Source organism: Candidatus Neomarinimicrobiota bacterium (assembly GCA_022560655.1).
Classification (GTDB): Bacteria; Fidelibacterota; Marinisomatia; order SCGC-AAA003-L08; family TS1B11; genus JADFSS01.
This window is the reverse complement of sequence record JADFSS010000005.1, coordinates 47,731-70,200: the sequence shown is the minus strand read 5'-3', so window position 1 is coordinate 70,200 and position 22,470 is coordinate 47,731. Positions and strand designations below refer to the sequence as shown.

18 protein-coding genes are annotated in these 22,470 nt (G+C 62.8%); 6 read left to right on the top strand and 12 right to left on the bottom strand.

Translation table 11 applies throughout. The annotated features are described in order from the left end of the window. Positions 1-141 precede the first annotated feature (141 nt). The 3 genes from IH971_01835 to IH971_01825 are packed head-to-tail and all read left to right on the top strand — an operon-like array spanning position 142 to position 3,108. Positions 142-2,280 carry a GNAT family N-acetyltransferase gene (locus IH971_01835; GenBank protein MCH7496577.1) on the top strand — a complete coding sequence of 713 codons (2,139 nt, stop codon included), beginning with the start codon at positions 142-144 and terminating at the stop codon, positions 2,278-2,280. 5 nt (positions 2,281-2,285) lie between these two features. Next, positions 2,286-2,735, top strand: coding sequence for an ASCH domain-containing protein (locus IH971_01830; GenBank protein MCH7496576.1), 450 nt, complete (start codon positions 2,286-2,288; stop codon positions 2,733-2,735). Further along, positions 2,719-3,108, top strand: coding sequence for an SRPBCC domain-containing protein (locus IH971_01825; GenBank protein MCH7496575.1), 390 nt, complete (start codon positions 2,719-2,721; stop codon positions 3,106-3,108). The genes IH971_01830 and IH971_01825 overlap by 17 nt, the downstream gene beginning before the upstream one ends. A 30-nt stretch (positions 3,109-3,138) precedes the next feature. On the opposite strand, the gene IH971_01820 is transcribed toward IH971_01825, so the two are convergent. Continuing rightward, positions 3,139-5,283, bottom strand: coding sequence for a S9 family peptidase (locus IH971_01820; protein MCH7496574.1), 2,145 nt, complete (start codon positions 5,281-5,283; stop codon positions 3,139-3,141). 187 nt (positions 5,284-5,470) lie between these two features. On the opposite strand from IH971_01820, the gene IH971_01815 reads away from it, so the two are divergent. Next, entirely contained in the window at positions 5,471-8,203 is a 2,733-nt protein-coding gene (locus IH971_01815) for an insulinase family protein (GenBank protein ID MCH7496573.1), read from the top strand. 465 nt (positions 8,204-8,668) lie between these two features. On the opposite strand, the gene IH971_01810 is transcribed toward IH971_01815, so the two are convergent. From IH971_01810 to IH971_01760, 11 genes are all read right to left on the bottom strand, one after another. Further along, complete coding sequence (locus IH971_01810; GenBank protein MCH7496572.1) at positions 8,669-9,649, bottom strand: hypothetical protein; 981 nt, start codon at positions 9,647-9,649, stop codon at positions 8,669-8,671. A gap of 118 nt (positions 9,650-9,767) precedes the next feature. Then, complete coding sequence (locus tag IH971_01805) at positions 9,768-10,895, bottom strand: DUF1624 domain-containing protein (GenBank protein ID MCH7496571.1); 1,128 nt, start codon at positions 10,893-10,895, stop codon at positions 9,768-9,770. Between the two features lie 36 nt (positions 10,896-10,931). After that, positions 10,932-11,180 (bottom strand): UBP-type zinc finger domain-containing protein, encoded by a 249-nt coding sequence (locus tag IH971_01800; protein MCH7496570.1) that lies wholly within the window; start codon positions 11,178-11,180, stop codon positions 10,932-10,934. A gap of 2 nt (positions 11,181-11,182) precedes the next feature. Continuing rightward, complete coding sequence (locus IH971_01795; protein MCH7496569.1) at positions 11,183-12,007, bottom strand: RNA methyltransferase; 825 nt, start codon at positions 12,005-12,007, stop codon at positions 11,183-11,185. A gap of 74 nt (positions 12,008-12,081) precedes the next feature. Further along, on the bottom strand, positions 12,082-12,414 hold the full coding sequence (locus IH971_01790; GenBank protein ID MCH7496568.1) for a type II toxin-antitoxin system PemK/MazF family toxin: 333 nt from the start codon (positions 12,412-12,414) through the stop codon (positions 12,082-12,084). Next, the gene (locus tag IH971_01785; GenBank protein MCH7496567.1) at positions 12,401-12,631 is read right to left on the bottom strand and encodes an addiction module antitoxin; all 231 of its coding nucleotides are present in this window, start codon (positions 12,629-12,631) and stop codon (positions 12,401-12,403) included. Before IH971_01785 ends, IH971_01790 begins: the two co-directional genes overlap by 14 nt. A 137-nt stretch (positions 12,632-12,768) precedes the next feature. After that, complete coding sequence (locus IH971_01780) at positions 12,769-14,013, bottom strand: histidine--tRNA ligase (GenBank protein MCH7496566.1); 1,245 nt, start codon at positions 14,011-14,013, stop codon at positions 12,769-12,771. An 81-nt stretch (positions 14,014-14,094) separates the two neighbouring features. Beyond that, positions 14,095-14,574, bottom strand: coding sequence for a PTS sugar transporter subunit IIA (locus IH971_01775; protein MCH7496565.1), 480 nt, complete (start codon positions 14,572-14,574; stop codon positions 14,095-14,097). 85 nt (positions 14,575-14,659) lie between these two features. Continuing rightward, entirely contained in the window at positions 14,660-18,142 is a 3,483-nt protein-coding gene (locus tag IH971_01770) for a hypothetical protein (protein ID MCH7496564.1), read from the bottom strand. Continuing rightward, positions 18,124-19,449, bottom strand: a complete 1,326-nt coding sequence (locus IH971_01765) for a replication-associated recombination protein A (protein ID MCH7496563.1) — start codon at positions 19,447-19,449, stop codon at positions 18,124-18,126. The genes IH971_01770 and IH971_01765 overlap by 19 nt, the downstream gene beginning before the upstream one ends. Before the next feature lie 2 nt (positions 19,450-19,451). Then, positions 19,452-20,561, bottom strand: coding sequence for a terpene cyclase/mutase family protein (locus IH971_01760; protein ID MCH7496562.1), 1,110 nt, complete (start codon positions 20,559-20,561; stop codon positions 19,452-19,454). 29 nt (positions 20,562-20,590) lie between these two features. On the opposite strand from IH971_01760, the gene IH971_01755 reads away from it, so the two are divergent. Both IH971_01755 and dctP read left to right on the top strand, forming a co-directional pair. Beyond that, complete coding sequence (locus tag IH971_01755; protein ID MCH7496561.1) at positions 20,591-21,433, top strand: hypothetical protein; 843 nt, start codon at positions 20,591-20,593, stop codon at positions 21,431-21,433. 17 nt (positions 21,434-21,450) lie between these two features. After that, positions 21,451-22,470 carry a TRAP transporter substrate-binding protein DctP gene (gene dctP / locus IH971_01750; GenBank protein MCH7496560.1) on the top strand — a complete coding sequence of 340 codons (1,020 nt, stop codon included), beginning with the start codon at positions 21,451-21,453 and terminating at the stop codon, positions 22,468-22,470.

Sequence of the window (22,470 nt, the reverse complement as noted above, 5' to 3'; positions counted from 1 at the left end):
CAGTCCGGTAATGTCTCCAGGCTGGTCCAGACCCAAATAGAAGGTGCTATAATCTAAACCTACATTTGGCGATAACGGCAAGAAGCGCTGCTAGTGATTCGAATATGCCATTGTCCTGACTTTTGCCTAATATTAGTGGCTATGGCCGATCCGTCGGAAAATGATTCATACAGTCAAGCGCATATTGCACGATTAACGCCCAGTTCGCCGCATATGGCGGAGGTACTTGAACTGGGGAATCGGAATAGCAAGACCCTGGGTTTTCTCCCTGAGGGTGCATATCGCCAGCATGCTTCAGATGGAAAAATACTAATAGCCGTTGGCCCAAACGGCCAAGTTCTCGGCTACTTACTATACAGCATAAACAGGCGTCAGATGTTGGCCTACATTGTTCACCTCTGCGTCAAGAAAAACCATCGGCGGAAAGGCATAGCCCGTATACTGATAGATGAACTCAAGAGGATTTCGCTCGAATATACCGGTATCAGGGCAAGATGTCGACGTAGCTATAAACTGGATGGATTCTGGCAGGAGCTTGGTTTTGTAGCAGCTGGCGAGAGAGAAGGAAGGGGAAAATCCAAGGAGCTTATAACCATCTGGTGGTACGACCATGGTCACCCGACGCTCTTCACGCAAGCTTGGGAAAAGAATTCTCAATCAAAGACGAAGATCGTGGTTGATGCCAATGTTTTTTATGATTTGAGCAAAGCCCCAGATGCAGATAGTATTGAATCACACTCACTTCTAGCTGACTGGCTAGGGGAAAGCGTCGTATTGTGTTTGACTAATGAAATCTTCAACGAAATTATTCGTCATCCCGATAGGGCAATGCGCAGGAAGCACCGAATACAAGTACGGAGTTTTCATCTTGTCGAGTGCGATCTCAAGGATTACGAAGATTCTCACAAGAGGCTAAGAGAATTATTTGACGACTGGCACAGCGAGAGTGACAAATCTGACTTGCGTCATCTAGCATATTCTATTGCAGCAGGTATAAAGTTTTTTATTACAAGGGATGGCGAATTATTGGATGGCGAGGAGAAGGTTTATAGCACTTTCGGAATTAGGATAATGCGCCCCTTAGATTTCATCATTCAGCAAGATTCAGTTGAAAGAGAATCAGAATATCAGCCCGTGCGATTAACTGGTTCAGTCATTGACACAACTCGAGTTCCTGCAAAGTCGGGCGCTTTTCTAGAAGCCACTTTTAAATCGCCTACAGGCGAATCGCGATCGGCATTTGGGAAGCAGGTCAGAGTAATCTTATCAAATCCGAGAGATTATCAAAATATCATCGTCAAGGTCGGAGATAAACCCCTCGCACTACTGTCAATTGGGCGGACCACTTTAACTCAGCTTATCATTCCATTAATCCGCTTGGTGCGCGATCCAATTACTGAAACTCTCGCAAGGCACTTAATATCGCAAATTGTGAGGACATCGGCACACGAAGGGAAATTGTTCAGCGTAATTACAGATCGAAAAGTCTCGAATATATTGGCGACCGCATTGCTCGAGAACGGATTCTTTGCCGTTGATGGAGTATGGGTGAAAGCAACTATGCCGCTGATCGATAGCGCATCCAACATACTAGGGCGACTTTTGTCAATGCGAGAGTCTGATTCTCAAATAAGCAAATATCTCGAGGTGATAGCAAACAGGCTTGAGACTGCCGTAGCTGCGAATAATCTTCAACTGCTTTTGCGTTTGGAAAAGGAGCTTTGGCCTTTAAAATTCACTGATTTAGATATCCCCGTTTACCTAGTTCCGATAAAACCGATCTGGGCTAAGGAATTATTTCATACCGGTATTGCAGAACAGGACCTTTTTGGGGGAAAGCCAGAATTACTACTTAAGGTAGAAAACGCTTACTATAGAAGTGCTACGCCAAGAGTGATTACTGCGCCCTCTCGAGTGCTATGGTATGTCAGTAAGGGCAAGGGCGATTATCAATATGTAAAATCAATCGCGGCCACTTCCTATGTTGATGAGGTGTTCATTGATAAGCCTAAGTCACTCTATCGAAGATATCGGCGATTGGGCGTCTACGAGTGGAAACACCTCGTAGAAATTGCTAATGGGTCGCTTAGCCGCAATATTATGGCATTCAAGTTTAGTGGGTCGGAATTATTTCATAATTTTATTGGAATTGACAGTGCAAGAAAACTCTGGGAGCAAGAAACCGGAAAGTCTCTCACCGTACAAGGCCCTTCTCGCGTTAACAATGATCTGTTTTTTCGACTCTACAAGATTGGAATTCAGTTCATAATGAAAGGATAGCGATTATGAGTGGTGGAGCCATATTGATGTCCATTCGGCCGCAATATGTGGATAGAATGATATCTGGCGACAAGAGTGTCGAGCTAAGGCGGAGGCGACCCAAACACATGGGGAATGGTACAATCGTATTGATATATGCATCTCGCCCAGTTGGTTTGATCATGGGGGCATTTAAAGTGGATCATTTGGTCGAGAAACCTAAGGAGCAGCTTTGGAGAGAGGTCCGGAAAAAGGCTGGCGTTACGAGGGAAGAATTTGAGAGATATTTTTCGGGGGTAGCTAATGGCGTGGGTATATTTTTCTCTAGTTTTAGGCGATTGCCCGAGCCGATTCGACCAGAATCATCGGGAAGTAACGGAATCCAGATCCACCCCCCGCAGAGTTACAGATACGTTCAATTAGATGACTTCAATTTGAAATCTTACGCAATTTTTGGCGATGCCCCTCTCATTTGAAGTTTCCCAGGTCTTCCCGGCGACACCGGAGGCGATTTACCAGGCGTGGCTCAGCTCCGACGGGCACACGGCCATGACCGGCAGTCCCGCCAGCGCCACGGACGTGGTGGGAGATTCTTTCGACGCGTGGGAAGGCTACATCCAGGGGCAGAATTTGGAACTGGAGCCGCCGAAGCGCATCGTGCAGAGCTGGCGGACGACGGAGTTCGATGCGTCCGAGGAGGACTCGCGGCTGGAGATCGAGCTGCAGCCGCAAGACGGCGGGACGCTGGTCACCCTGCGGCATAGCGGACTCCCGGAGCACGGGATGCACTACAAGCAGGGCTGGGTGGACAGCTACTTCCTGCCCATGCTGGCCTATTTCGGGGAGTGAGCGGGCGGCGGCTAGAGCCCCAGCTATCCCCTACTCCATCCCCAAATGCTTGAAGATAAACGCGTAAATGTCGGCGTACTCCTGGATGCGCTTGGCGATGGGCTTGCCCGCGCCGTGGCCGGCCCGGGTCTCCACCCGGATGAGGATGGGGTTGGTCCCGGCGTCAGCGGCCTGGAGGGCGGCGGCGAACTTTTTTGAGTGCACCGGCACCACCCGGTCGTCGGTCTCGGCGGTGGTGATGAGGGTGGGCGGATAGGCCGTGCCGGGGCGGACGTTATGCAGGGGTGAGTAGGCGTAGAGGAACTTGAAGTGGTCCGGATCGGCCTCGGCGTTGCCGTACTCGCCGGTCCAGAAGCGGCCCGCGCCCCACTGGTGGTAGTGGAGCATGTCCAGGACGCCCACCTGGGGGACGGCCACGCCGAACAGTTTTGGCCGCTGCACAAGGACGGCGGCGGTGAGCAGTCCGCCGTTGGAGCGCCCGTTGATGGCCAGGCGCGGGCTACTGGTGTAGCCGCTGCCTATGAGCCACTCGGCGGCGGCAATGAAATCGTCAAAGACATTCTGCTTACGGCGGAGCATGCCGGCCTGGTGCCAGTCCTCGCCGTACTCGCTGCCGCCGCGCAGGTTGGCCAGCGCGTAGACCCCGCCGGCCTCGATGAAGGGCAGGATGCGCACATCGAACTCGGGCAGCTCGCTGATGTTGAAGCCGCCATAGCCGTAGAGCAGAGCGGGGTTCTTGCCGTCGCGCCGCAGCCCCTTCCGGTGGGTGAGGAACAGGGAGACCCGGGTGCCGTCTTTGGAGGGGTAGAAGGCCTGGGTGGTCTCGTAGCCGGAGGGGTCGAAAGCGACGGTTGAGGCGCGGAAGATGGCGGCTTCACCGGCGGCAAAGTCGTAACGGTAAATGGCAGTGGGGTAAAGAAAGCTGGTGAAGGAGAAGAAAAACTCGCTGTCCTCCTGCCGCCCGGAGGGGCCCTCCACCGACCCCATTGCGGGCAGCTGGATGTCGTGGACCAGGTTGCCCTGCAGGTCGTAGATCTTGAGGAGCTCGTGGGCCTGGTGCATGACCTGTACGACCAGGTGGCCGTTGATGAGCCGGGCGGAGCTGATGACGTCCTGCTCGTGCTGGGGTATCACCTGGCGCCAGTCCGCCCTGTCGGGACGCTCCAGGTCCAGTGCCACGATGCGGCCGCGGGGTGCGTCCAGGTCGGTCTGGAGGTAGATCACGCTGCCGATGGCGCCCACCGGCTCGTAGAGCGCTTCCTCGGGTGGGAGCAGGCGGACGAAGTCGCCGTCGCTGTCCATGGGCCGATAGTATAGCCCGTTGCGGCTGTCGGTGCCCCGGACAAGGTAAAGGAACAGGTAGGCGCCATCATCGGTGACCATCGGGTAGGCGCTGAGGTCCTTCTCCTCGGGCATGCTGAAAACGATGGGATCGTCGGCGGGGGCGGTGCCCAGCCGGTGCCAGTAAACCCGCTGGTAGAAGTAGAGGTCTTCATCGGGGACGGAGCCGGGGGCGGGGAACTGGGTGTAGTAAAACCCGCTGTTGTCGCGCTTCCAGGCCACGCCGGTGTAGCGCATGTTGGCGAATACCTCGTCGTAGTCCCGGCCGGCATCGATGTCCCGGACGTGGAGGGTGCCCCAGTCGCTGCCGCCGGGGTTGCGGCCGTAGGCCAGCAGACGGCCGTTGGGGCTGAACGCCTGGGTGGTGAGGGCTTCGGCGCCGTCCGCACTGAAGGTGTTGGGGTCGAGCACCACCTGAGGATCGCCCTCCAGATCGGTGACCATGTAGAGCACGGGCTGGTTCTGCAGGCCGTCGTGCAGCTCATAGTAGTAGCGGTCGCCATGCCGCTCAGGCAGGCCGTAGCGGGGGTAGTTCCAGAGCTGGGCCAGACGGGATTCGATGGCCTTCCGCGCCGGAATGGCATCGAGGTGTGCGCGGGTGAGCGCATTTTGGGCTGCCACCCAGGCGCGGGTCTCGGGGTCGTCGGGAGCGACCATCCAGTGGTAGGGGTCGGGCACGGCGGTGCCGTGAAAATCCTCCACCAGGTCGGCCTGGCGGGCGTTGGGATAGCGGAAGCCGTTGCCCGCAACTGCGATCTCCTCGAGCCGGGGGCCGGGGGCCGATGTGCAGGCAAAGCTAAGGGCCAGGACTGACAGGGGCAGGATGCGCTTCATGGACGGTCTCCAGGGTGAATCGGGTTGGCAAATGAGGCCAAAGCTAGGTGCTGCCCAAGCCAGCTATCAAGCGTGCCGTTGTCAGTTTCAGAAAATTGTAGACATCCAAAAAGGGCCGGGCCGCGTCTTACGTGGGTGGGGGGCTTGCGCCCGGAACGATTCAGAGGATTTTGGAGGAGACATCGCAATGAAACGTAGCCAGATTTCGGTGATCATTTTATCGCTGGGGCTGGCGCTGCAGCTAGCGGCGGGACAGGTCCCCGACATCCCCTACACCAAGTTCGTCCTGGACAACGGGCTGACCCTCATCGTCCACGAGGACCACAAGGCCCCCATCGTGGCGGTCAACATCTGGTACCACGTGGGGAGCAAGAACGAGAAGCCCGGCAAGACGGGCTTTGCCCACCTGTTCGAGCATCTCATGTTCAACGGCTCGGAGAATTTCAACGACGACTACATTCAGGCGCTGGAACGGGTTGGCGCCACCGATCTGAACGGGACCACCAATAACGACCGCACCAACTACTTCCAGAACGTGCCCACGGCGTCCCTGGATGTGGCCCTGTGGATGGAATCGGACCGCATGGGCCACCTGCTGGGGGTGGTGGACCAGGAACGGCTGGATGAACAGCGCGGGGTGGTGCAGAACGAAAAGCGGCAGGGCGAGAACCAGCCCTATGGCGTCACCGATCAGCTCATTGTGGAAGGGACCTATCCCCCGGGGCACCCCTATTCATGGACGGTGATCGGCTCAATGGAGGACCTGGAGGCCGCTTCACTGGAGGATGTGCACACATGGTTCGAGACCTACTACGGGGCGGCCAACGCCGTCATCGTACTGGCCGGGGACATCGACCCGGAAACCGCGCGGGAGCGGGTAGAGCACTACTTCGGTCATATACCCGCCGGGCCGCCCATCGCCCGGCAGGAGGCCTGGATCGCGAAACGCAGCGGGACGCACCGCCAGTCGACCCTGGACCGAGTGCCGCAGGCCAGGATCTACAAGGTATGGAATATCCCGGAATGGCGGGCCGAGGAGTTGGCCTATCTGGACCTGGTGACGGACGTGTTGGGCAGCGGCAAGAACGCCCGGCTGTACAAGCGCCTGGTGTATGAGGACCAGATCGCCACCGATGTGGCGGCCTTCGTCAGACCCCATGAGGTGGGCAGCCAACTCGTTCTGCAGGCGACGGCACAGCAGGGCGTCGAGCTGGCCGAGGTGGAAGCGGCCATGGACGAAGAACTGGCCGAGTTCCTGTCGAAAGGGCCGGTGAAGAACGAGCTCCAGCGCATCAAGACGCAGTACCGGGCACGCTTCATCCGGGGCATCGAGCGGGTGGGCGGCTTCGGCGGCAAATCGGATATTCTGGCCTCGAATGAGGTCTACGGCGGCAGCCCCGATTATTACAAGACCACCCTGAGACGGGTCGCGGAGGCAACAGCGCGGGACCTGAAGGACGCCGCCCGGGCGTGGCTGTCAGACGGCGCTTATATCCTGGAGGTGCACCCCTACCCAAAATTTGCCACGGCCGAGGACCAGGCGGACCGCTCGAGGCTGCCGGCGGGCGGAGGGCTGACCCGCCTGGAGCTGCCCCCCATGGAGCGGGCAACACTATCCAACGGGCTGGAGGTAATTTTCTCCCAGCGGACAGATATCCCGGTGGTGGATGTGCAGCTGGTGGTGAACGCCGGCTATGCGGCTGACCAGCACCACGCTCCGGGCACCGCCAGCCTGGCCACAGCCATGCTGGATGAAGGCACCAGGAGACGGTCCGCGCTGAAAATCAGCGCGGAGCTGGAGCTGCTGGGGGCGACGCTGGGCACCCGCTCCAATCTGGACCTCAGCGTGGTGACCCTGTCAACCCTGGAGGAGAACCTGCGCAAGGCGCTGGACATCTTTGCCGATGTCATTATCAACCCCGCATTTCCCGAAGAAGACTTCCAGCGCGTGAAGCGGCAGCGGCTGGCGGGCATCCGTCAGGAGCAGGCCAACCCCGTGCAGCTGGCGTTGCGAATTTTCCCCAAGTTGCTGTACGGCGAGGGGCACGCTTACGGGAACCCCTACACAGGCAGCGGCACCACAGCGGCCGTGGAGGCCATGACGCGTCAGCTAATGGTGGACTTCCACCGCACGTGGTTCCAGCCGGGCAATGCCACGCTCGTTGTGGTGGGGGCCACCACCCTGGCGGAGGTTATCCCGCTGCTGGAGGCCAAGTTTGCGGGCTGGAAGGACCAGGCTCCGCCCCCGGCCATTAATGTGGGCGCGGTGGACATGCCACTGGAGAGCAGCATCTACCTCATCGACAAGCCGGGCGCCATTCAGACGGTGATCCTGGCGGGACACGTGGCCCCACCAACGAACAATCCCAACGAGATCGCCATCAGCGCCATGAACTACATCCTGGGGGGCGCCTTCACGTCCCGGGTGAACATGAACCTGCGGGAAGACAAGCACTGGTCCTACGGCGCCCACACTCTGCTGCTGGACGCACGGGGCCCGCGGACCTTCGTGGCGTATGCGCCGGTACAGACGGACAAGACCAAGGAATCCATGGCCGAGATCAACAAGGAGTTGCGGGATATTCTGGGCCGGCGGCCAGCCACGGCAGATGAGTTGCAGAAAGCCAAGGACAATCGCACCCTGCGTCTGCCCGGCGCCTACGAAACCAAAGCTGCCGTGCGCGACAACATCGTGCGCAGCCTGCGCTTCGGGCTACCGGATGACTACATGGAGACGTTCGCCGAGAAGGTACTGGCCTTGCGGCTGGCCGACATCACCCGGGTAGCCAGGCAGGTGGTGCACCCGGACAAGTTCACCTGGATTGTGGTGGGGGACAGGTCGGAGATAGAGAGCGGCATACGCTTGCTGGGCTACGGCGAGGTACACATCATTGATACCGAAGGCAACCCGGTGGAGTGAGCACGCCCCCCAGCGCAGCCATGCGCAAACCCCGTGGCCGTGACCGGGTCTCCATCCGGATGAGGATGGGGTTGGCCCCGCTATCAGCGGCCTTCGCCCCGCCAACGGCGGCGGCCTGCAGGGCGGCGGCGAACTTTTTTTGAGTGCACCGGCACCACCCGGTCGTGGCTCCCCTTTCGGAGGACCCCTCCAGGAAAGTCTCGGGCTGCTCACGCCTCGCTTTTCGCTCCCCGTCCCGCGTCCCCGGCGAACCCCTCTCACCGGCCGCTCCAACCCGCAACTAGAAACTTAAAAAAACGCGCACCGGGCGCAAAAATGCCGCCACCCTCCCGATCCTGCCCCAGAGGGGTCTCACGGAAAGGGATCCCTGGGGGACCTTCGGGCAGGAAAACGGCGGCTCTGACTCTCTGAATAGGCTAATTGCTCAACCGCCAGCTGGCGGACTAACTGCTCACGGTTGATGGTTTAGTACGAGTTCAGCGCCGTCTTGGCCCCCTTGCCGTGGCCCTTGAGCTCGCTGGCCCATGACACGTCGCCGTTGTCATCCACCATCTCGGCCTTGACCACCCCGCCGGGCACCCCCTTAGCCTGCCACAGACGCAACGTCCCCGCCCCGCCGTAAAGGGCAAACTCCAGCAGGTCGGCCTTGAACGATCCGGCCGGCACCTTCACGCTGACGCCCCGCTCGGTCACCGCCCCCGCCATAGACTCGGAGGTCAGCTCCATAGGGGGGGTATACCATCCTTCGGTCACCGGAACTTCCGACGGCTCCCCGCTCCCCGTCTGCTGGCGCAGGCGGCGGATGGAGTCACGGCCCTGGTTAAAGAGGACTTCCATGATGATGGTGTCATCGGGATCGCCGCCGGCCATCCGCATCTGCCACCATTCCTGGCCGTTGCCCAGCTTGGTCAGGTAGGCCTTCTTCATGGCGGTCACGTCCTCATCGGAGCGGTGATCCCATTCGGTCCACTCCCCCGGGCCGTAGGGGACCAGCTCCATGCTGTAGCCCTGGGCTGTGAACAGCGCCTGGAACAGCATGGGATAGAGGGCGGTCGTCATCATGCCGGTGATGTTCACGTTGATGCTGGCGCTGATGTCGATGGGCTGGCCCAGGCGGGCGGTGAAAGTCTTGCCCATATCCACGGGCATGACGATGCTCAGGACCACCGGGGCCAGACCTACGGCCCAGACCGACACCATATTGACCCCCATGCTGGCTAAGCGCACCTGGGCAGTCCCCCCGGCATCGGTGGTTGTTTGCTGGCCGTTGGAAGATTCCACGATGGCCCCCTTGATCGGCTGGTCATCCACGTCCACCACCTGGATGGTGACCTTAAACAGGGGCACCTTGGTCAGGGCGCTGGAACAGCCGCCAAACAGCAGCGGCATAAGGACGACGGCGAGCGGCAGCACAGTCCGCCGGATGGCAAAGTGGATAGTTTTCATGGTCTGATCCCCCTGCGATTGAGCGTTCATTGTCTACACGATACCCTGCACATGCGTGCAAATATAGGGCCGTCCGGCCCCTGAAATCCGCACCTAATTTCTTCCCCCTGGCCCGCGGCTAAATCTTGATGAACCAGCGCCGGCGGACCATGAGCCAGGCCACCAGCAGCCAGAAGACGACGTTGGTGAAAGCGAACGCCAGGGAGGCGTTGATGTCGGATAAAAAGGGCAGGAAGCCGGCGCGATAGAGCAGGCTCCAGAGTGACTTCGGGCCGTCTGCGGTGGTGAGCTTGATGAGCAGGAGGTTGCGCGCCAGGAAGCCCGACAGCCAGAAAATGAACAGGGGGTTGCGGCCCAGCATGACGAAGGGACGGGACCATTGCGCGCGGCCCCGCACCTCGATGAGCCAGTAGCAGCCGGCCAGAAACAGGCCGCCCAGACCGCCCATGAACAGGACATAGCTGGGCGTCCAGAGCTGCTTGTTGATGGGCATGATGAAGTGGGCCAGCTGGCCGGCCACAAGGAGCCCGCCGCCGTAGATCAACCACTGGCGGAGGCGGTCGCGGTGGCTCGGGCGCTCCACCAGCACCCGGCCGAACCAAAACCCCAGGAAAGCTGTGAAGATGGCCGGCAGGGTGGAGACCAGCCCCTCGGGGTCGTAGACCCTGGTGCCGCTCCAGAGGTGGGCCGCGCCCAGGATGAGGCGGTCAATATAGCCGCTGGCGTGGCCTTCAGCGGTGAGGACGCCGCGCCCGTGGCCCGGCACGTCCACCCCGTACATGATGCCCAAATAGAGGGCGACGATCGCGGCCATGGCGAGCCACTGGTAGCGGCGCCGGGGCAGGGCGAGCAGGACACTTGAGACCACCAGGTAGCAGAGGGCGATGCGCTGGAGCACCCCCATGATGCGCAGGTGGGCGAGGTCAAAGCGGGGGTAGCCGTTGAGCATGAGCCCCAGCCCGAAGAGGACGGCCGTGCGCTTAAACACCTGCTTCCAGAGCTCGGCGCGGCCGGCCCCGCCGGCCTCCCGGCGCTTGAGCGAGAGGGCCATGGCCACACCCATAATGAACAGGAAAAAGGGGAAGATCCAGTCGGTGGGGGTCCAGCCGTTCCACTGGGCGTGGCGCAGGGGCCAGTAGACGTGGGACCAGTCACCGGGATTGTTCACCAGGATCATGCCGGCAATGGTGAGGCCCCGAAAGGCGTCCAGTGAGAGCAGGCGTTTTTGCTCGGGTTCGGCAGTCATCGTTTCGCCCCCCTGCGAGGAGCCCATGAGCGCGGCCTAGGCTACGTAGGCGTTACACTCGTAGCACCAGGTAAAGGAGCCCGCACTTAAGGGCAGCGACCTGATTATCGGGTGGCCGGACGAGCGGGCGCGGGCGGTTTCGTGTGCCCGGCGAGATTCACAGCAGCCCACAAACCCGCAGGTGACGCAGACGCGCAAGGGGCCGCTGTCGCCGCACTCCTGACAGACATCGCCGGCGGACGCCTGCAGCTTACCGGGAAGGTGTGCACACGTCTGGGTCAACATGTTCAATTTCCTTTCCCAGCCAGCCATTCCGCTGTCGGCCCCGCTCCCTCTTGACCGCCCCGAAGGTAATGCAGGAGGATGCCCGTCGCCACCGCCGCGTTGAGACTTTCCGCCCGGCCGACGCCCGGGATGGTGAGCGCCCGGTCCAGGCGCTGCCGCCAGAAGGGGCTGAGACCGTGGGCCTCACTGCCCACCACCAGGGCCCAGTCATTGCCGGGCAGGGCCGCCGCAGTCAGGGGCGCTCCGTCCAGCACGGCGCCCATGAGGGTGGTGTTGCCCGCGGCCAGGCGGTCGGCCAGGGACGGCAGCGCCCCCTGCCAGAGGGTCGGCAGATGGAAATGGGCACCGGCGCCGGCCCGGAGTACTTTGGGACTGGTGACATCGGCGCTGTCAGCGCTCACCCACACCGTGGGCAGGCCGAACCAGTCCGCGGTGCGCAGCAGCGTGCCCAGGTTGCCTGGATCGGCGATGGCGTCCAAGATCAGGATGGGGGGCTGGAGCAGGCGCTGGGCATCGGGGGCCAGGCGGGGCTGGGCCACCACGGCAAAGACGCCCTGGGGGTGGCGGGTCTCGGCCAACTGCTCGGCCTGGGTGCCGGTGAGGTCGGTGGGCGGCAACCCCCGGCGCTGGAGGGCCGACTTGAGCGGGAGCGCGGCCGGGGACGCGGCGAAGGCCTCGGTCCAGAACAGCTGGGCCACCTCGGCATCGGAGCCCAGGGCCGCGCCCACCAGCCGGGCCCCTTCCACCAGGGCCTGACCCTGGGCGTGGCGGTGCTTTTTCAGCCGCAGGGCGCGGAGGTCTTTAAGGGCGCGGTGGGTGAGGGGCATGGGGCGTCAGGAGCGGGGCAGAGCTGCGCCGGGGACGGCGGTGCTGCTTCGGTCACCCGGATCGGGCAAGGTATCTACGACGCAGTTTGCAAACCTAGCTGCACCTTTACGACACGCTCCACCTGGTACATGTCAGCGGCCGATAAACTGCCGGCATTATCCATAAGCCGCAGCTTACTTACGGTGGTGAGCTGGTCAGCCATGGCTTTATTCTGTTTGTCCTTGACGACGACGAGCGCCTCACTGGGATAAACCCGGCCGGTTTTGGATGAAAGGGGAACAACCTGCACGCGATTGAGATATTTGTTGGCGGCGTCATTGCTGATAATCACAGCCGGTCGCCTTTTCCTGATCTCACCGCCTACGGACGGTTCGAAGTTCACCCACCAAACCTCACCGCGCTTCACGGCGCACGTCTCCTACCGTGGCTTCGGCCCATTCCAGAGCTTCAGCTTCACGCTCCTCGTCCAAGGCCATCTGCTGGTAACCGGCGGCTAAATCCTTATCGATGACATGGGGACGCACGAGGTCTTCAATGAAGCGGCTTATGCGGCGGCGGCCGATCTGCGCATGCAGGCCTTCGTAGACCTTCTCATCAATGGTGAGGGTCAATTTCTTTTGCATGTTGCACCTTTGCATTCACTATACGTATACTACACGTATATTAAGACGTTGTAAGGCAGGAACCAAGAGGTGCGTGAAAATCTCAGCCGCAGGGCGCGGAGGTCTTTCAGGGGACGGTGGGTGAGGGGCATGGGACGTCAGGAGCGGAGCAGCCCCTGGACGTGCTCCACCAGCCCCGCCAGCGGCACCTCCGTCTGCTTGCCACCGGCCATCGGTTTGACGCTACAGGCCTGGTGGGCGAGCTCCTCCTCCCCGAAGATGACCGCCACCCGGGCGGCGGCCCGGTTGGCCTCCCGCAGCTGGGCCCTGGCGCTGCGGCGCAGAGTCTCCAGGATTACGCTGAACCCGGCCGCCCGCAGGTCACTGGCGGCCTTCATGGCCGGGAAACGCGCCGCCTCGGCGAGGACCACCACGGCCACGTCCAGGGATGGGGACGCAATCTGGGCGCGCAGCCCATCTCCGGCGGCCAGCAGGAGACGCTCAATACCGGCGGCAAAGCCGGTGGCGGGAATGTCGGGGCCGCCCAGCTGCTGCACGAGGCCGTCATAGCGGCCGCCACCGCAGAGGGCGTCCTGAGCGCCCAGCTGCGGCGCGGTGATCTCAAAGATGGTGCGGGTGTAGTAGTCCAGGCCGCGGACCAGGCGGGGGGCGTCCTCAAAGGGGATGTCCAAAGCCTGGAGGCCGGCGCGCACCTCGTCATGGTGGCGAATGTCTTCGGGGGACAGGTAGTCGGCCAGGGACGGGGCGTGCTGCTCCATGAGGGCGCGGGTCTCCGGGGCCTTGCTGTCGAACAGGCGCAGGGGATTGCGTTCCAGGCGCTGCCGGTCGAGGCCGACCAGCTGGTGGGCAAAGGGGGTCAGCGCCGCGCGCAGCTGTTGCAGGTAGGCGCCCCGGCTTGCGGGCGTGCCAATGGTGTTCAGGTGCACGGTGAGGCCGTGGGGCTGGAAGCGGGCGCATAGGTCGTAGGCCAGGGCGATGATCTCCACGTCCTGTTCCGGGTGTGGCGAGCCCAGCGCCTCGGCGCCGAACTGGTGGAACTGACGCAGGCGGCCTTTCTGGGGCCGCTCCTGACGGAAAAGCCGGTCCAGATAATAGAGCCGGGCGAGGGGCGCTTCCCGGTCGAGGTGGTTCTCAATGTAAGCCCTTACGACGGGCGCGGTAAGTTCGGGTTTGAGGGTGAGGTGCTTGCCGCCCTGGTCCTCCAGGGAGTACATCTCCTTATGGACGATGTCGGTCTCCTGCCCCACGCTCCGGACAAACAGCTGGGTAGGCTCGAAAGCCGGTGTGCGGATTTCCTGGTAGCCATAGGCCGCCGAGACGGTATGCACCAGCCCCTCGGCATGACGCCAGAGGGGCGTTTCGGCGGGCAGCAGGTCCCGCATCCCCCGGACGCGCCTGACGGGCTCGGCTATGGGCCGCCCTTTGCCAACGGGCTGCGCACCGGCAGCGGGTCACGGGACAAGCTAGATGGGCATTTCATCGGGGGGGGAGTCCCACGCCTGCAGCGTTGAGATAACCTGCCCCGCAGTTTCGCTGTCCAAGAGCGCGCTACGCAGATCACTCTCGCCCAGGAGCTTGCTGATGCGGCCCAGGGTCTTGAGATGGCTGTCGGGCTGATCCGCGGGGCTAACCAGCAGCACAAAGATGTGGCACAGGGCACCGTCAACGGCCTTGAAATCGATGCCCCCGGGAGAGATGCCCACCACCAGGGCCAGGTCCTTCACGTTGGGACTGAGGCCGTGGGGCAGCGCCACCCCTTTGCCCACACCGGTGCTCATGCGGCGTTCGCGCTTAAGGATGGAATCGAGGGTGGCATCGGACGCGTCAATGATGTGCAGCATCTGCAGGGGCATGAGCAATTCCCTGAGAGCGCCTTCCCTGCCGGTGGCGCGCATGGGCAGGACGATAAGCTCCTCGGAGAGGTGGGATGCGATGCTACTCATCTGCGCGGGCGAAGTTTGTCTCAATCCAGCTCAATTTCAAGTGTTTTGATCGCGCGGCGAAATTCTCCGGCCGGGGGACCAGCGCTTACACGCCAAAGAAACTTTGCTGGCCTCCCCGGGACTCATACTTGATATCCTTGAGGTCGGCATCCCGGACGTTAATGCGCAGCAGAAAACCCCGCCCAAACCCTGAGGGTGTCCAGCTGAAGGCGAACTCCCAGCAGTGCAGCTGGCGATACAGCTGCAGGTCGTGGCCGATGAGTTCCTGCTTGAGGGCGTCGAAGTGCGCAGTATAGCGCAGCTTCCAGCCGGGCCCGATATTGATCTTGAAATCTCCGTCCAGCCGGAACGATTCACGGCGGGGAGCATCGAGGGCGGGGTTCAGGCTGTAGCGCAGCCGCAGGGTCGCTTCCCACAGATTTCCCGTGGCCATGGTGGGTTCCAGCACCCGGCGGCGGAGCGAGAACTGCCCCTCCAGCTCGTCTTCGGCCTGGAGCGAGTCGGCCACCGTGTCCAACTCCTCCGGCGGTGGTTTCCCGGCCCGAAAAAAGCGCTCGCCAGCCAGCCGCAGGGTGGAGCTGGCATTCACGCGTGAGAGCCGCGGCACTGAGAGGAGCTGGTTGAGGCGGCGGTTGTTGGCATCCCGGCGGTAAAAATCGTGCTCCAGTGAGATGTCCAAGCGCAATTTTTGCAGGAAGGGCGAGCGGAAACTGGATCGAATGGGGGCCAGCTTGAGGCTGTCGGCGGTGAAATTGTAGCTGCTGCCCAGATTCCAGGTGAGGAGGTTGGTCTTGACCTCCTCCCCGTCGATGATCCGCTTGGCCTGAAACAGGTTGGATACGGACATGCTGATAGACTGGCTCTCCCCGCTGGGCGTGCGGCTTACAGGGGACCCCTGGAAGCGGTCGAACACTGCTCCACTGATGCTACGCTGGAAATAGCCAAAATCGTAGCCCAGCAGGGGCCGGGAAAAATCGGGGCTAAAGCTGTAGGAGACGGACGGCTTGATGACGTGGCGCACCGATTCCAGCGAACCGATATTGATGGGCAACAGGCCGTACACCGTGGTACGGGCCGACAGGGAAACCCGGCCGGTATGGCGCAGCGCGAATTCGTCGATTTCATCGTAAATGATGGCGTTCTTGGAATCCCTGAGGAATTCCCCGCTGGCATCGAAAGCGGCTCGCCGAAAGCTGGGGGTGATGTCCTGATTGATGCCCAGGCTGAGGTTCATGTTGACGTAGCGGAGCAGGTTCTGCTGGGCCTGGATACTGTATCTGTTCCGCGCCCAGGTCCGGTTCGACGTCTGATGCTCGCCGGGTTTCGGCCAGAAGAGCGAGTCGGGACCCACACCAAGGGTCTCAGCCTCCCAGAACACGCTCTGGAGGTTATTCAGGCTGCCGTTGAAGGACCAGTAGAAGTTGTGATACCAGCGGGGCGCCGCCCCCTTGGCCGGTTTGAGCAGAGCGCTGCGGTTGCGGCCCAGGGTGAGCCGGGGGAGGACGCGGGACTTCTCCTGAATGCGTTGGCCCAGGCTGTCGGGACGGGTGTCGAGGCGGCCCTGCGCCTGGAGATCGTAGCGCTCCTGGAAGGCCAGGGTAAAGCGGGTGGGCGACCCCGGCCAGCTCTTGCTGTAGCTGGCGTTGGACACGGCCTGCTGGGTGAGCCTCGTTCGACGGTCCAGCCCGTGCTGGCGAAAGATGCCGGGGTCGGACACGAAGCGGACGTTCACATTGAGCCGCTGGGTGGGATCGATGGTGTGGTTGTGCCGCCAGGCGGCGCTCCACTTGGTGGATACTTGCTGCGTGAACAGGTTGGCGATATTGTCGTCATCCACGAGCCGGAAGGCGGTGGCATCCAGCTGGCCGCTAAATCGATAGCGCCGGTTGTACCTGAAGCGCCCCCGGGTACGCACGCCTTTTTGGTCAAAGAGGTCCACCCAGCCCGTGGCGTCCAGGTAGGGGCCCAGCGCCCGGAAATAGCCCAGGCCTTCCAGGTAACGGCCATCGCGGCTGCTGTTGCCGTAGCTGGGCATGATCCAGCCGCTGCGCCGGCCCCCCGACTCGTTGGGAAAGACCACAAACGGCAGCCCCAACACCGGCACGTCCATCAGGTACAGGATGATGGGCTTGGCGATAACCTTATCGCCCTGGAGCATTTTCATGCGGCGGGCAGCGAAATAGAAATGGGGCCGGTCCAGGCTGCAGGTGGTGTAAAGGCTGCGCTGAACATAGAAGATGTCATCGGGGTAGCGGTGCACCAGCTCCCCGTGGTAGTGCCCGTTCTCCAGCTGGGTGCGCCCCCTGACCACGCGCCCGGCCTCGGTGAGCAGGTTGAACTCCATGACGTCGCCATACATGGGCTCCCGTCCGGTCTGATAGAGGGTGGGCCGCTCATCGAAGGCCCCCTCGGCGCGCAGCAGGTTGTCCTGCCAGGTGACCTCAAGATGCCCGGCGGCCAGGCCGTTCTCCTTGTAGTCCACGCGGGCACCGCGCTCCAGGTAGGTCACTTCTCCCGCGATATCGTAGTCGATGTACTCGGCGCGGTAAACGACCACCGTATCGACATCGGAGTTGCCGCGTCGTGGCTCGAAGCGGCCCCGGGCGCCCCCTTTAACGGTAATCCGCACCAGCTTGCTGTCCTGGTCGAAGCGGAGGGTCAGGGTATCGCCGGAAGCATGATTGACCCCCTGAAGCACGGAGTCCTCAACCACGTGGTACAGGGACGAAGCCATGCCCAGCAGCTGCAAGCGGGCCAGACGGTCCCCGCTGAAATCGGCCACCATCATGCGGCTGGTGAAAAGATCGATAAACTCCTGCCAGTCGCTGGGCGGGGCTGAGAGATAGCCCCGAATGACGGCAGTGGCCTCGGCGCCATCCTCCACCAGCGACCGCCGCAATTCATCATCCTCGTAGGTCATGCGAATGTGGGCGCCGCGCAATTCCCGGTCAGCTTCTTTGATTTCGGCGTCGCCACGGAGGTCCAGCAGCCCGGCAAGGTCGCGATAGGTCATGCGCTGGGCCGTCACGCGGCGGTCCGCTTCCACAAGGGAGACGCCACCCGTGGCATCAAAAGAGGCCCCGCGCAGGCCATCGGTTTTCACATAGCGGAACTCCTGGGCATCGAGCCGGCGGAGGCCCTGTATCATGGTGACATTCCGCAGCGCCTCGCCTGAATCGAGTTCGGTCCAGTAGGTCAGCTCCCGGCAGGTGATAATTTGATCCCCCTGCTCAAACCGGACGTTTCCCAAGGCGTGGAGCCGGTCATCAGGATTGTGGAACACGAGCGAGTCGCAGGTGAGGCGCTCACCGGGGCGGATCATGATGACGTTCCCCGAGAGGTGGGTGCGATCGGCCTTGCGGAAAAAGACCGCCCGGTCGGTGTTGAGGGTCATGGCCCCCTTCTGGAAGCGGACGTTGCCGGACAGTATCTCCCGCTCGCGTCCGCCTGCGCCGGTGCGCTCGAGCAGGTCGGCCGATAGCAGGCGCAGGCGCTCGTCCGGGGCTGCGGGCCGGGCGGGGCTGCCCAGCGCCCCCAGCAGCAGTAGAACTAGTAGCGGCCGCCCCACAGCTTCTCCAGCCGCTGCCGGATGAATTGCTCATGGCCCTGATCGGTGGGCCGGTAGAACGCCTCCGCAGCCATCCCGGCGGGGAAATAGTCGGCCGCGACGAAGTGCCCGGGCTCATTGTGGGGATAGGCGTAGTCCTTGCCGTAGCCCTCCGCGGCCATGAGGTCGGTGGGGGCGTTGCGCAACGGCAGGGGCACGGTCTGGGCCCCGTCGGCCCGCACCCGCTGGGTGGCCCCTTGGAGGGCGGCATGGGCCGCATTGCTCTTGGGCGCCGACGCCAGATAGGTAGTGACCTGGGCCAGGATAAGCGCCGCCTCCGGCATGCCCACCAGATGGACGGCCTGCATCCCGCTGGTGGCCAGCACCAGGGCCTGGGGATCGGCGTTACCGATGTCTTCCGAGGCCAGGATAACCAGCCGCCGGGCCATGAACTCGGGCTTCTCGCCCCCTTCCACCATGACGGCCAGCCAGTAGATGGCGGCATCGGGGTCGCTGCCCCGTACCGATTTGATGAACGCCGAAATAGTGTCGTAATGGTAGTCGCCGGCCCGGTCGTACAGCAGGCTGCGCTGCTGGAGGGCCTCTTCGACGGCAGCCTTGGTGAGTGTGATACGCTCAGCGGCGCCCTGCTGCCCCACGGCAATATCCAGGGCATTGAACATCTTACGGGCGTCGCCACCGGCGGAATCCACCAGCAAGGTTTTGACCCCCTCATCAAGGGCGATCTCCTTCCGGGACAGGACGATATCCTCTGCCAGGGCGCGGTCCAGCATGACCGTCAGCTGCGGGGGGGTATAGGGCGGCAGACGGATGACGCGGCTGCGGGAGAGCAGCGGGCCGATCACCTCGAAGCTGGGGTTCTCCGTCGTGGCGCCAATGAAAATGATGGTGCCGTCCTCCACCGCGTGCAGCAGAGTGTCCTGCTGGGCCTTGTTAAAGCGATGAATCTCATCGATAAACAGAATGGTCCGGCGCCCCAGCTCACGATTGCTCCTGCCCAGCTCCAGGATGGCACGGATGTCCTTGACTCCCGCCGCTACTGCGGAGAACTCGTGGAACGCGGCCTGGGAGTGCCGTGCCAGCAGCTTGGCCAGGGTGGTCTTCCCGGAGCCGGGCGGGCCCCAGAAGACCAGCGAGAAGAGCGTGTCGGTCTCCAGCGCCTTTTGCAACAGGCGGCCGGGCCCCAGCAGCTCCTCGTGGCCCACGAAGTCCTCCAGGGTGGTGGGGCGCACCCGGTCGGCCAGCGGCGGCAGGTTGTGCTGGTCCCCCTGTTGAAAGAGGGAGGGGTCGTGGGACTTAGTGGTCATATTCAATCGCTGCCGGGGACGGTGGGCTGGTCGCTGGCGACCTGGGTCTGGGTGAACCAGATCAGCGCCTGGGCCATGGCCAGAAAGCGGCCATCCTGTGTTCCCCGCCAGAGCACGCCGAGATTGGAGGGGTGGCCGTTCAGCGACCGCACCGCTCCCGTCAGAATCATATCGAACTCGGGCATGCCCCGCACGTTACGGGCCAGGACCAGGGCCACCAGCTCGAATGTGGGCACCTGGTAGGCGGCCAGTTCCATCGGTCCTGAGGCGAAATTCCCATCCTCTAACTGATTCTCGAGGAGATAGTTCAATCCGGCGGTGACAGCGCCCCGCACCCGCCGGCGCTGAGGGTGGTCTTCCACCAGCGCTTCTTCCAGCGACAGCAGCGCCTCGGTAATGATGGCGTGACGATCGCTGGATAGCGGCCCGGGGTCGCTCCAGCTGCCGTTGGGCAGTTGCCGGTTGATGATGAGCAGCCCTCCGTCCAGGGCGCGCTTAACCAGCTGCACTTCATGGGTCGCCCGGTAGTGCTCCAGGACGGCCGCCAGGACCAGCCCATGATGGTAGGGCGAATCGTCCTGCGGACGGGCCTGTAGCCAGTCCAGGGCGCGCTGGGCGGCCAGCACATAGCGGGGATTGTCCAGCACCCGGTAGCCCAGGCTCAGGGCGCGACCGGCCAGCGCCGTGGGGATGACGCTGTTCACCGAAACCACGCCCCGGTTGGTGGAGTAGAGCGGCCAGGCGCCCTCGTCCACCTGCCGCATGAGCAGCCAGTTGAGTCCCAGACCGATGCGGTCCACCGTCACCGAGTCGGCCAGTCCAGCCTCCAGCAGCTGCAGCAGCCCCATGACGTGGCGAGCCGACACGCGCACCAGCGGGTGATCGGCGGGGTAGGGCCGAGTGGGCCAGTCAGCGTAGCCCAGCCCCCAGCTGCCGTCGCCGTTGTACATGGCTTCACTGTGCACCGCCGTGCCGTCCCAGTAGCGGGCCATGGTGAGGGTGTCCAGGGGCGGGTGGTAGACAGCCTTGAAGGCCAAGGCATCGTGACGGGCGTAGGCGGTCTGGCCCCCAGCCACGGACACCATCAGGAGCCAACCGAAAATGCGGTTCATTGCGGAAAAGTTACACGGGCGGGGGGCCAATGGCTAGGGCTGATGGGGCGCCCTTCCGTGGGCCCCACCTTTTCCTTTTTCCGTTCCGCTGGCTGGCCTACATTCCCGCCGCGATGTGGCCCCTCCGTTCGTCCGCTCACGCCCCCTTGATCATGGCTCTTGCGCTCCTGGCAACCGGCTGTGCCGGACCACGCACGGCCCACCGGCCCACGGCCTTGCGCATCAGCTACGCCTATGCCTTTCTGGCGCTCCGCGCCGAGCGGGTACAGGGCGAAGATCTGCAGCGGGCCAGAGCTCTGCGCAAGCGGGCGGGCAGGCATTATATGCGTGCCCTGGAGCAGGGGCTGGCCCGCCTGGAGCGGCGGCACCCCGGCTTCACGGCCCAGCTGTCCCGCAACCCCGGCGAGGCGGTGGCTGTCACGACCCTGGTGGACGTGCCCCTGCTCTACTGGACCGGCGCCGCCCTGGGGACCGCCATCAGCGTGTTTAAGGACCGCCCCGAAATGCTCATCCGGCTGCCCGAGATCGGCGCCCTGGCCTTCCGGGTGACGGAACTCCAGCCCGGCTACCTGGACGGGGCCGCTTACGAGCTACTGATGCTGTACGAGGCGGGGCGGCCGGCCATGATGGGGGGCTCGCTGGCCCTGGCCAAGCACTATTATGAACGGGCCCTGACCTATTCCCAGGGCAACAGCGTCAGCCTCTTTGTGGGCTACGGCGAGTCCATCAGCGTGCAGGAACAGGACCGGGAGACTTTCGTGCGGATGCTGGAGCGGGCGCTGGAGGTCAAGGCGGGCGGAGTGGCCAATCGCCTGGCCAGGCGGCGGGCACGGTGGCTGCTCCAGCGCGCGGACGACCTGTTCATCCTGTGAACCTCCCGTGGTGACAAATGGCTAAGCTAGCTCCGTCCGTGGCGCTCTGTTGGGCCCTCCTTGCCACGGGCGGCTCAGCAGCCGGTGGGCGCCCCGTGACGATCAAACTGGCGACCCTAGCCCCCGCTGGGTCGCCCTGGCACCAGGTCCTGGAGGAGATTGCCCAGGACTGGCGGGAGCTGTCGGGCGGGCAGGTGCGGCTGAAGATCTACGCCGGCGGCATCGTGGGCGACGAGAGCGACATGGTGCGGAAACTGCGCATCAACCAGATTCAAGCCGCCGCCCTCACTGCCGAAGGGCTGAGCTACATCGACCGGGGCATCTACGCCCTGTCCCTGCCGCTGCTGGTAAAAGACTACCAGGAACTGGACTGGATCAGGGCCCGGGTGGAGCCGGAGCTGCGCAGCCGCTACGAAGCCAAGGGCTTCATGGTGTTGGCCTGGGCCGATGTGGGCTGGGTCTACTGGTTCACCCGTGAACCGGTGCGCACCCCCGACGACCTGCGCCGGCAGCGCATTTTCACCTGGGCCGGCGACCCCCACTCGCCCCGGCTGTGGAAAGCGGCGCGTTTCCAGGCGGTGTCGCTGTCGGCGGTGGACGTGCTGCCGGGGTTGCAGACCGGCCTTATCGACGCAGTGGACAGCTCGCCCCTTACGGTGGCCACCTTCCAGTGGTTCGGCATCGCCAAGTATATGACCGACCTGCCGTGGGCGGCCCTCACCGGCGCCATCATCATCAGCCGTGCGGCGTGGGAGCGCATCCCGGCGGAGCTGCGGCCCCGGCTGCTGGCGGCGGCCGAAAATCGGGCCCGACGCATCAAGGATGAAATCCGCTACAGTGACGCCGACGCGGTGGCCGTCATGCAGACCTACGGGCTGACCGTGGTAAATCTATCGCCCAGTGAGCGGGCCGAGTGGCACGACCTCATCGACACGTACGGCCGCCAATTGCGGGGCACCCTGGTGGACACCGCCATGTATGACCGGGTGCAGGCGCTGAAGCGGGCCTTGCCCGGCATGGATCGTGAGCGCCCCTGA

Coding starts and splice junctions, on each gene's coding strand:
- IH971_01835 (MCH7496577.1), top strand. CDS start 142: ATGGCCGATCCGTCGGAAAATGATTCATACAGTCAAGCGCATATTGCA.
- IH971_01830 (MCH7496576.1), top strand. CDS start 2,286: ATGAGTGGTGGAGCCATATTGATGTCCATTCGGCCGCAATATGTGGAT.
- IH971_01825 (MCH7496575.1), top strand. CDS start 2,719: ATGCCCCTCTCATTTGAAGTTTCCCAGGTCTTCCCGGCGACACCGGAG.
- IH971_01820 (MCH7496574.1), bottom strand. CDS start 5,283: ATGAAGCGCATCCTGCCCCTGTCAGTCCTGGCCCTTAGCTTTGCCTGC.
- IH971_01815 (MCH7496573.1), top strand. CDS start 5,471: ATGAAACGTAGCCAGATTTCGGTGATCATTTTATCGCTGGGGCTGGCG.
- IH971_01810 (MCH7496572.1), bottom strand. CDS start 9,649: ATGAAAACTATCCACTTTGCCATCCGGCGGACTGTGCTGCCGCTCGCC.
- IH971_01805 (MCH7496571.1), bottom strand. CDS start 10,895: ATGACTGCCGAACCCGAGCAAAAACGCCTGCTCTCACTGGACGCCTTT.
- IH971_01800 (MCH7496570.1), bottom strand. CDS start 11,180: ATGTTGACCCAGACGTGTGCACACCTTCCCGGTAAGCTGCAGGCGTCC.
- IH971_01795 (MCH7496569.1), bottom strand. CDS start 12,007: ATGCCCCTCACCCACCGCGCCCTTAAAGACCTCCGCGCCCTGCGGCTG.
- IH971_01785 (MCH7496567.1), bottom strand. CDS start 12,631: ATGCAAAAGAAATTGACCCTCACCATTGATGAGAAGGTCTACGAAGGC.
- IH971_01780 (MCH7496566.1), bottom strand. CDS start 14,013: ATGCGGGACCTGCTGCCCGCCGAAACGCCCCTCTGGCGTCATGCCGAG.
- IH971_01775 (MCH7496565.1), bottom strand. CDS start 14,574: ATGAGTAGCATCGCATCCCACCTCTCCGAGGAGCTTATCGTCCTGCCC.
- IH971_01765 (MCH7496563.1), bottom strand. CDS start 19,449: ATGACCACTAAGTCCCACGACCCCTCCCTCTTTCAACAGGGGGACCAG.
- IH971_01760 (MCH7496562.1), bottom strand. CDS start 20,561: ATGAACCGCATTTTCGGTTGGCTCCTGATGGTGTCCGTGGCTGGGGGC.
- IH971_01755 (MCH7496561.1), top strand. CDS start 20,591: ATGGCTAGGGCTGATGGGGCGCCCTTCCGTGGGCCCCACCTTTTCCTT.
- dctP (MCH7496560.1), top strand. CDS start 21,451: ATGGCTAAGCTAGCTCCGTCCGTGGCGCTCTGTTGGGCCCTCCTTGCC.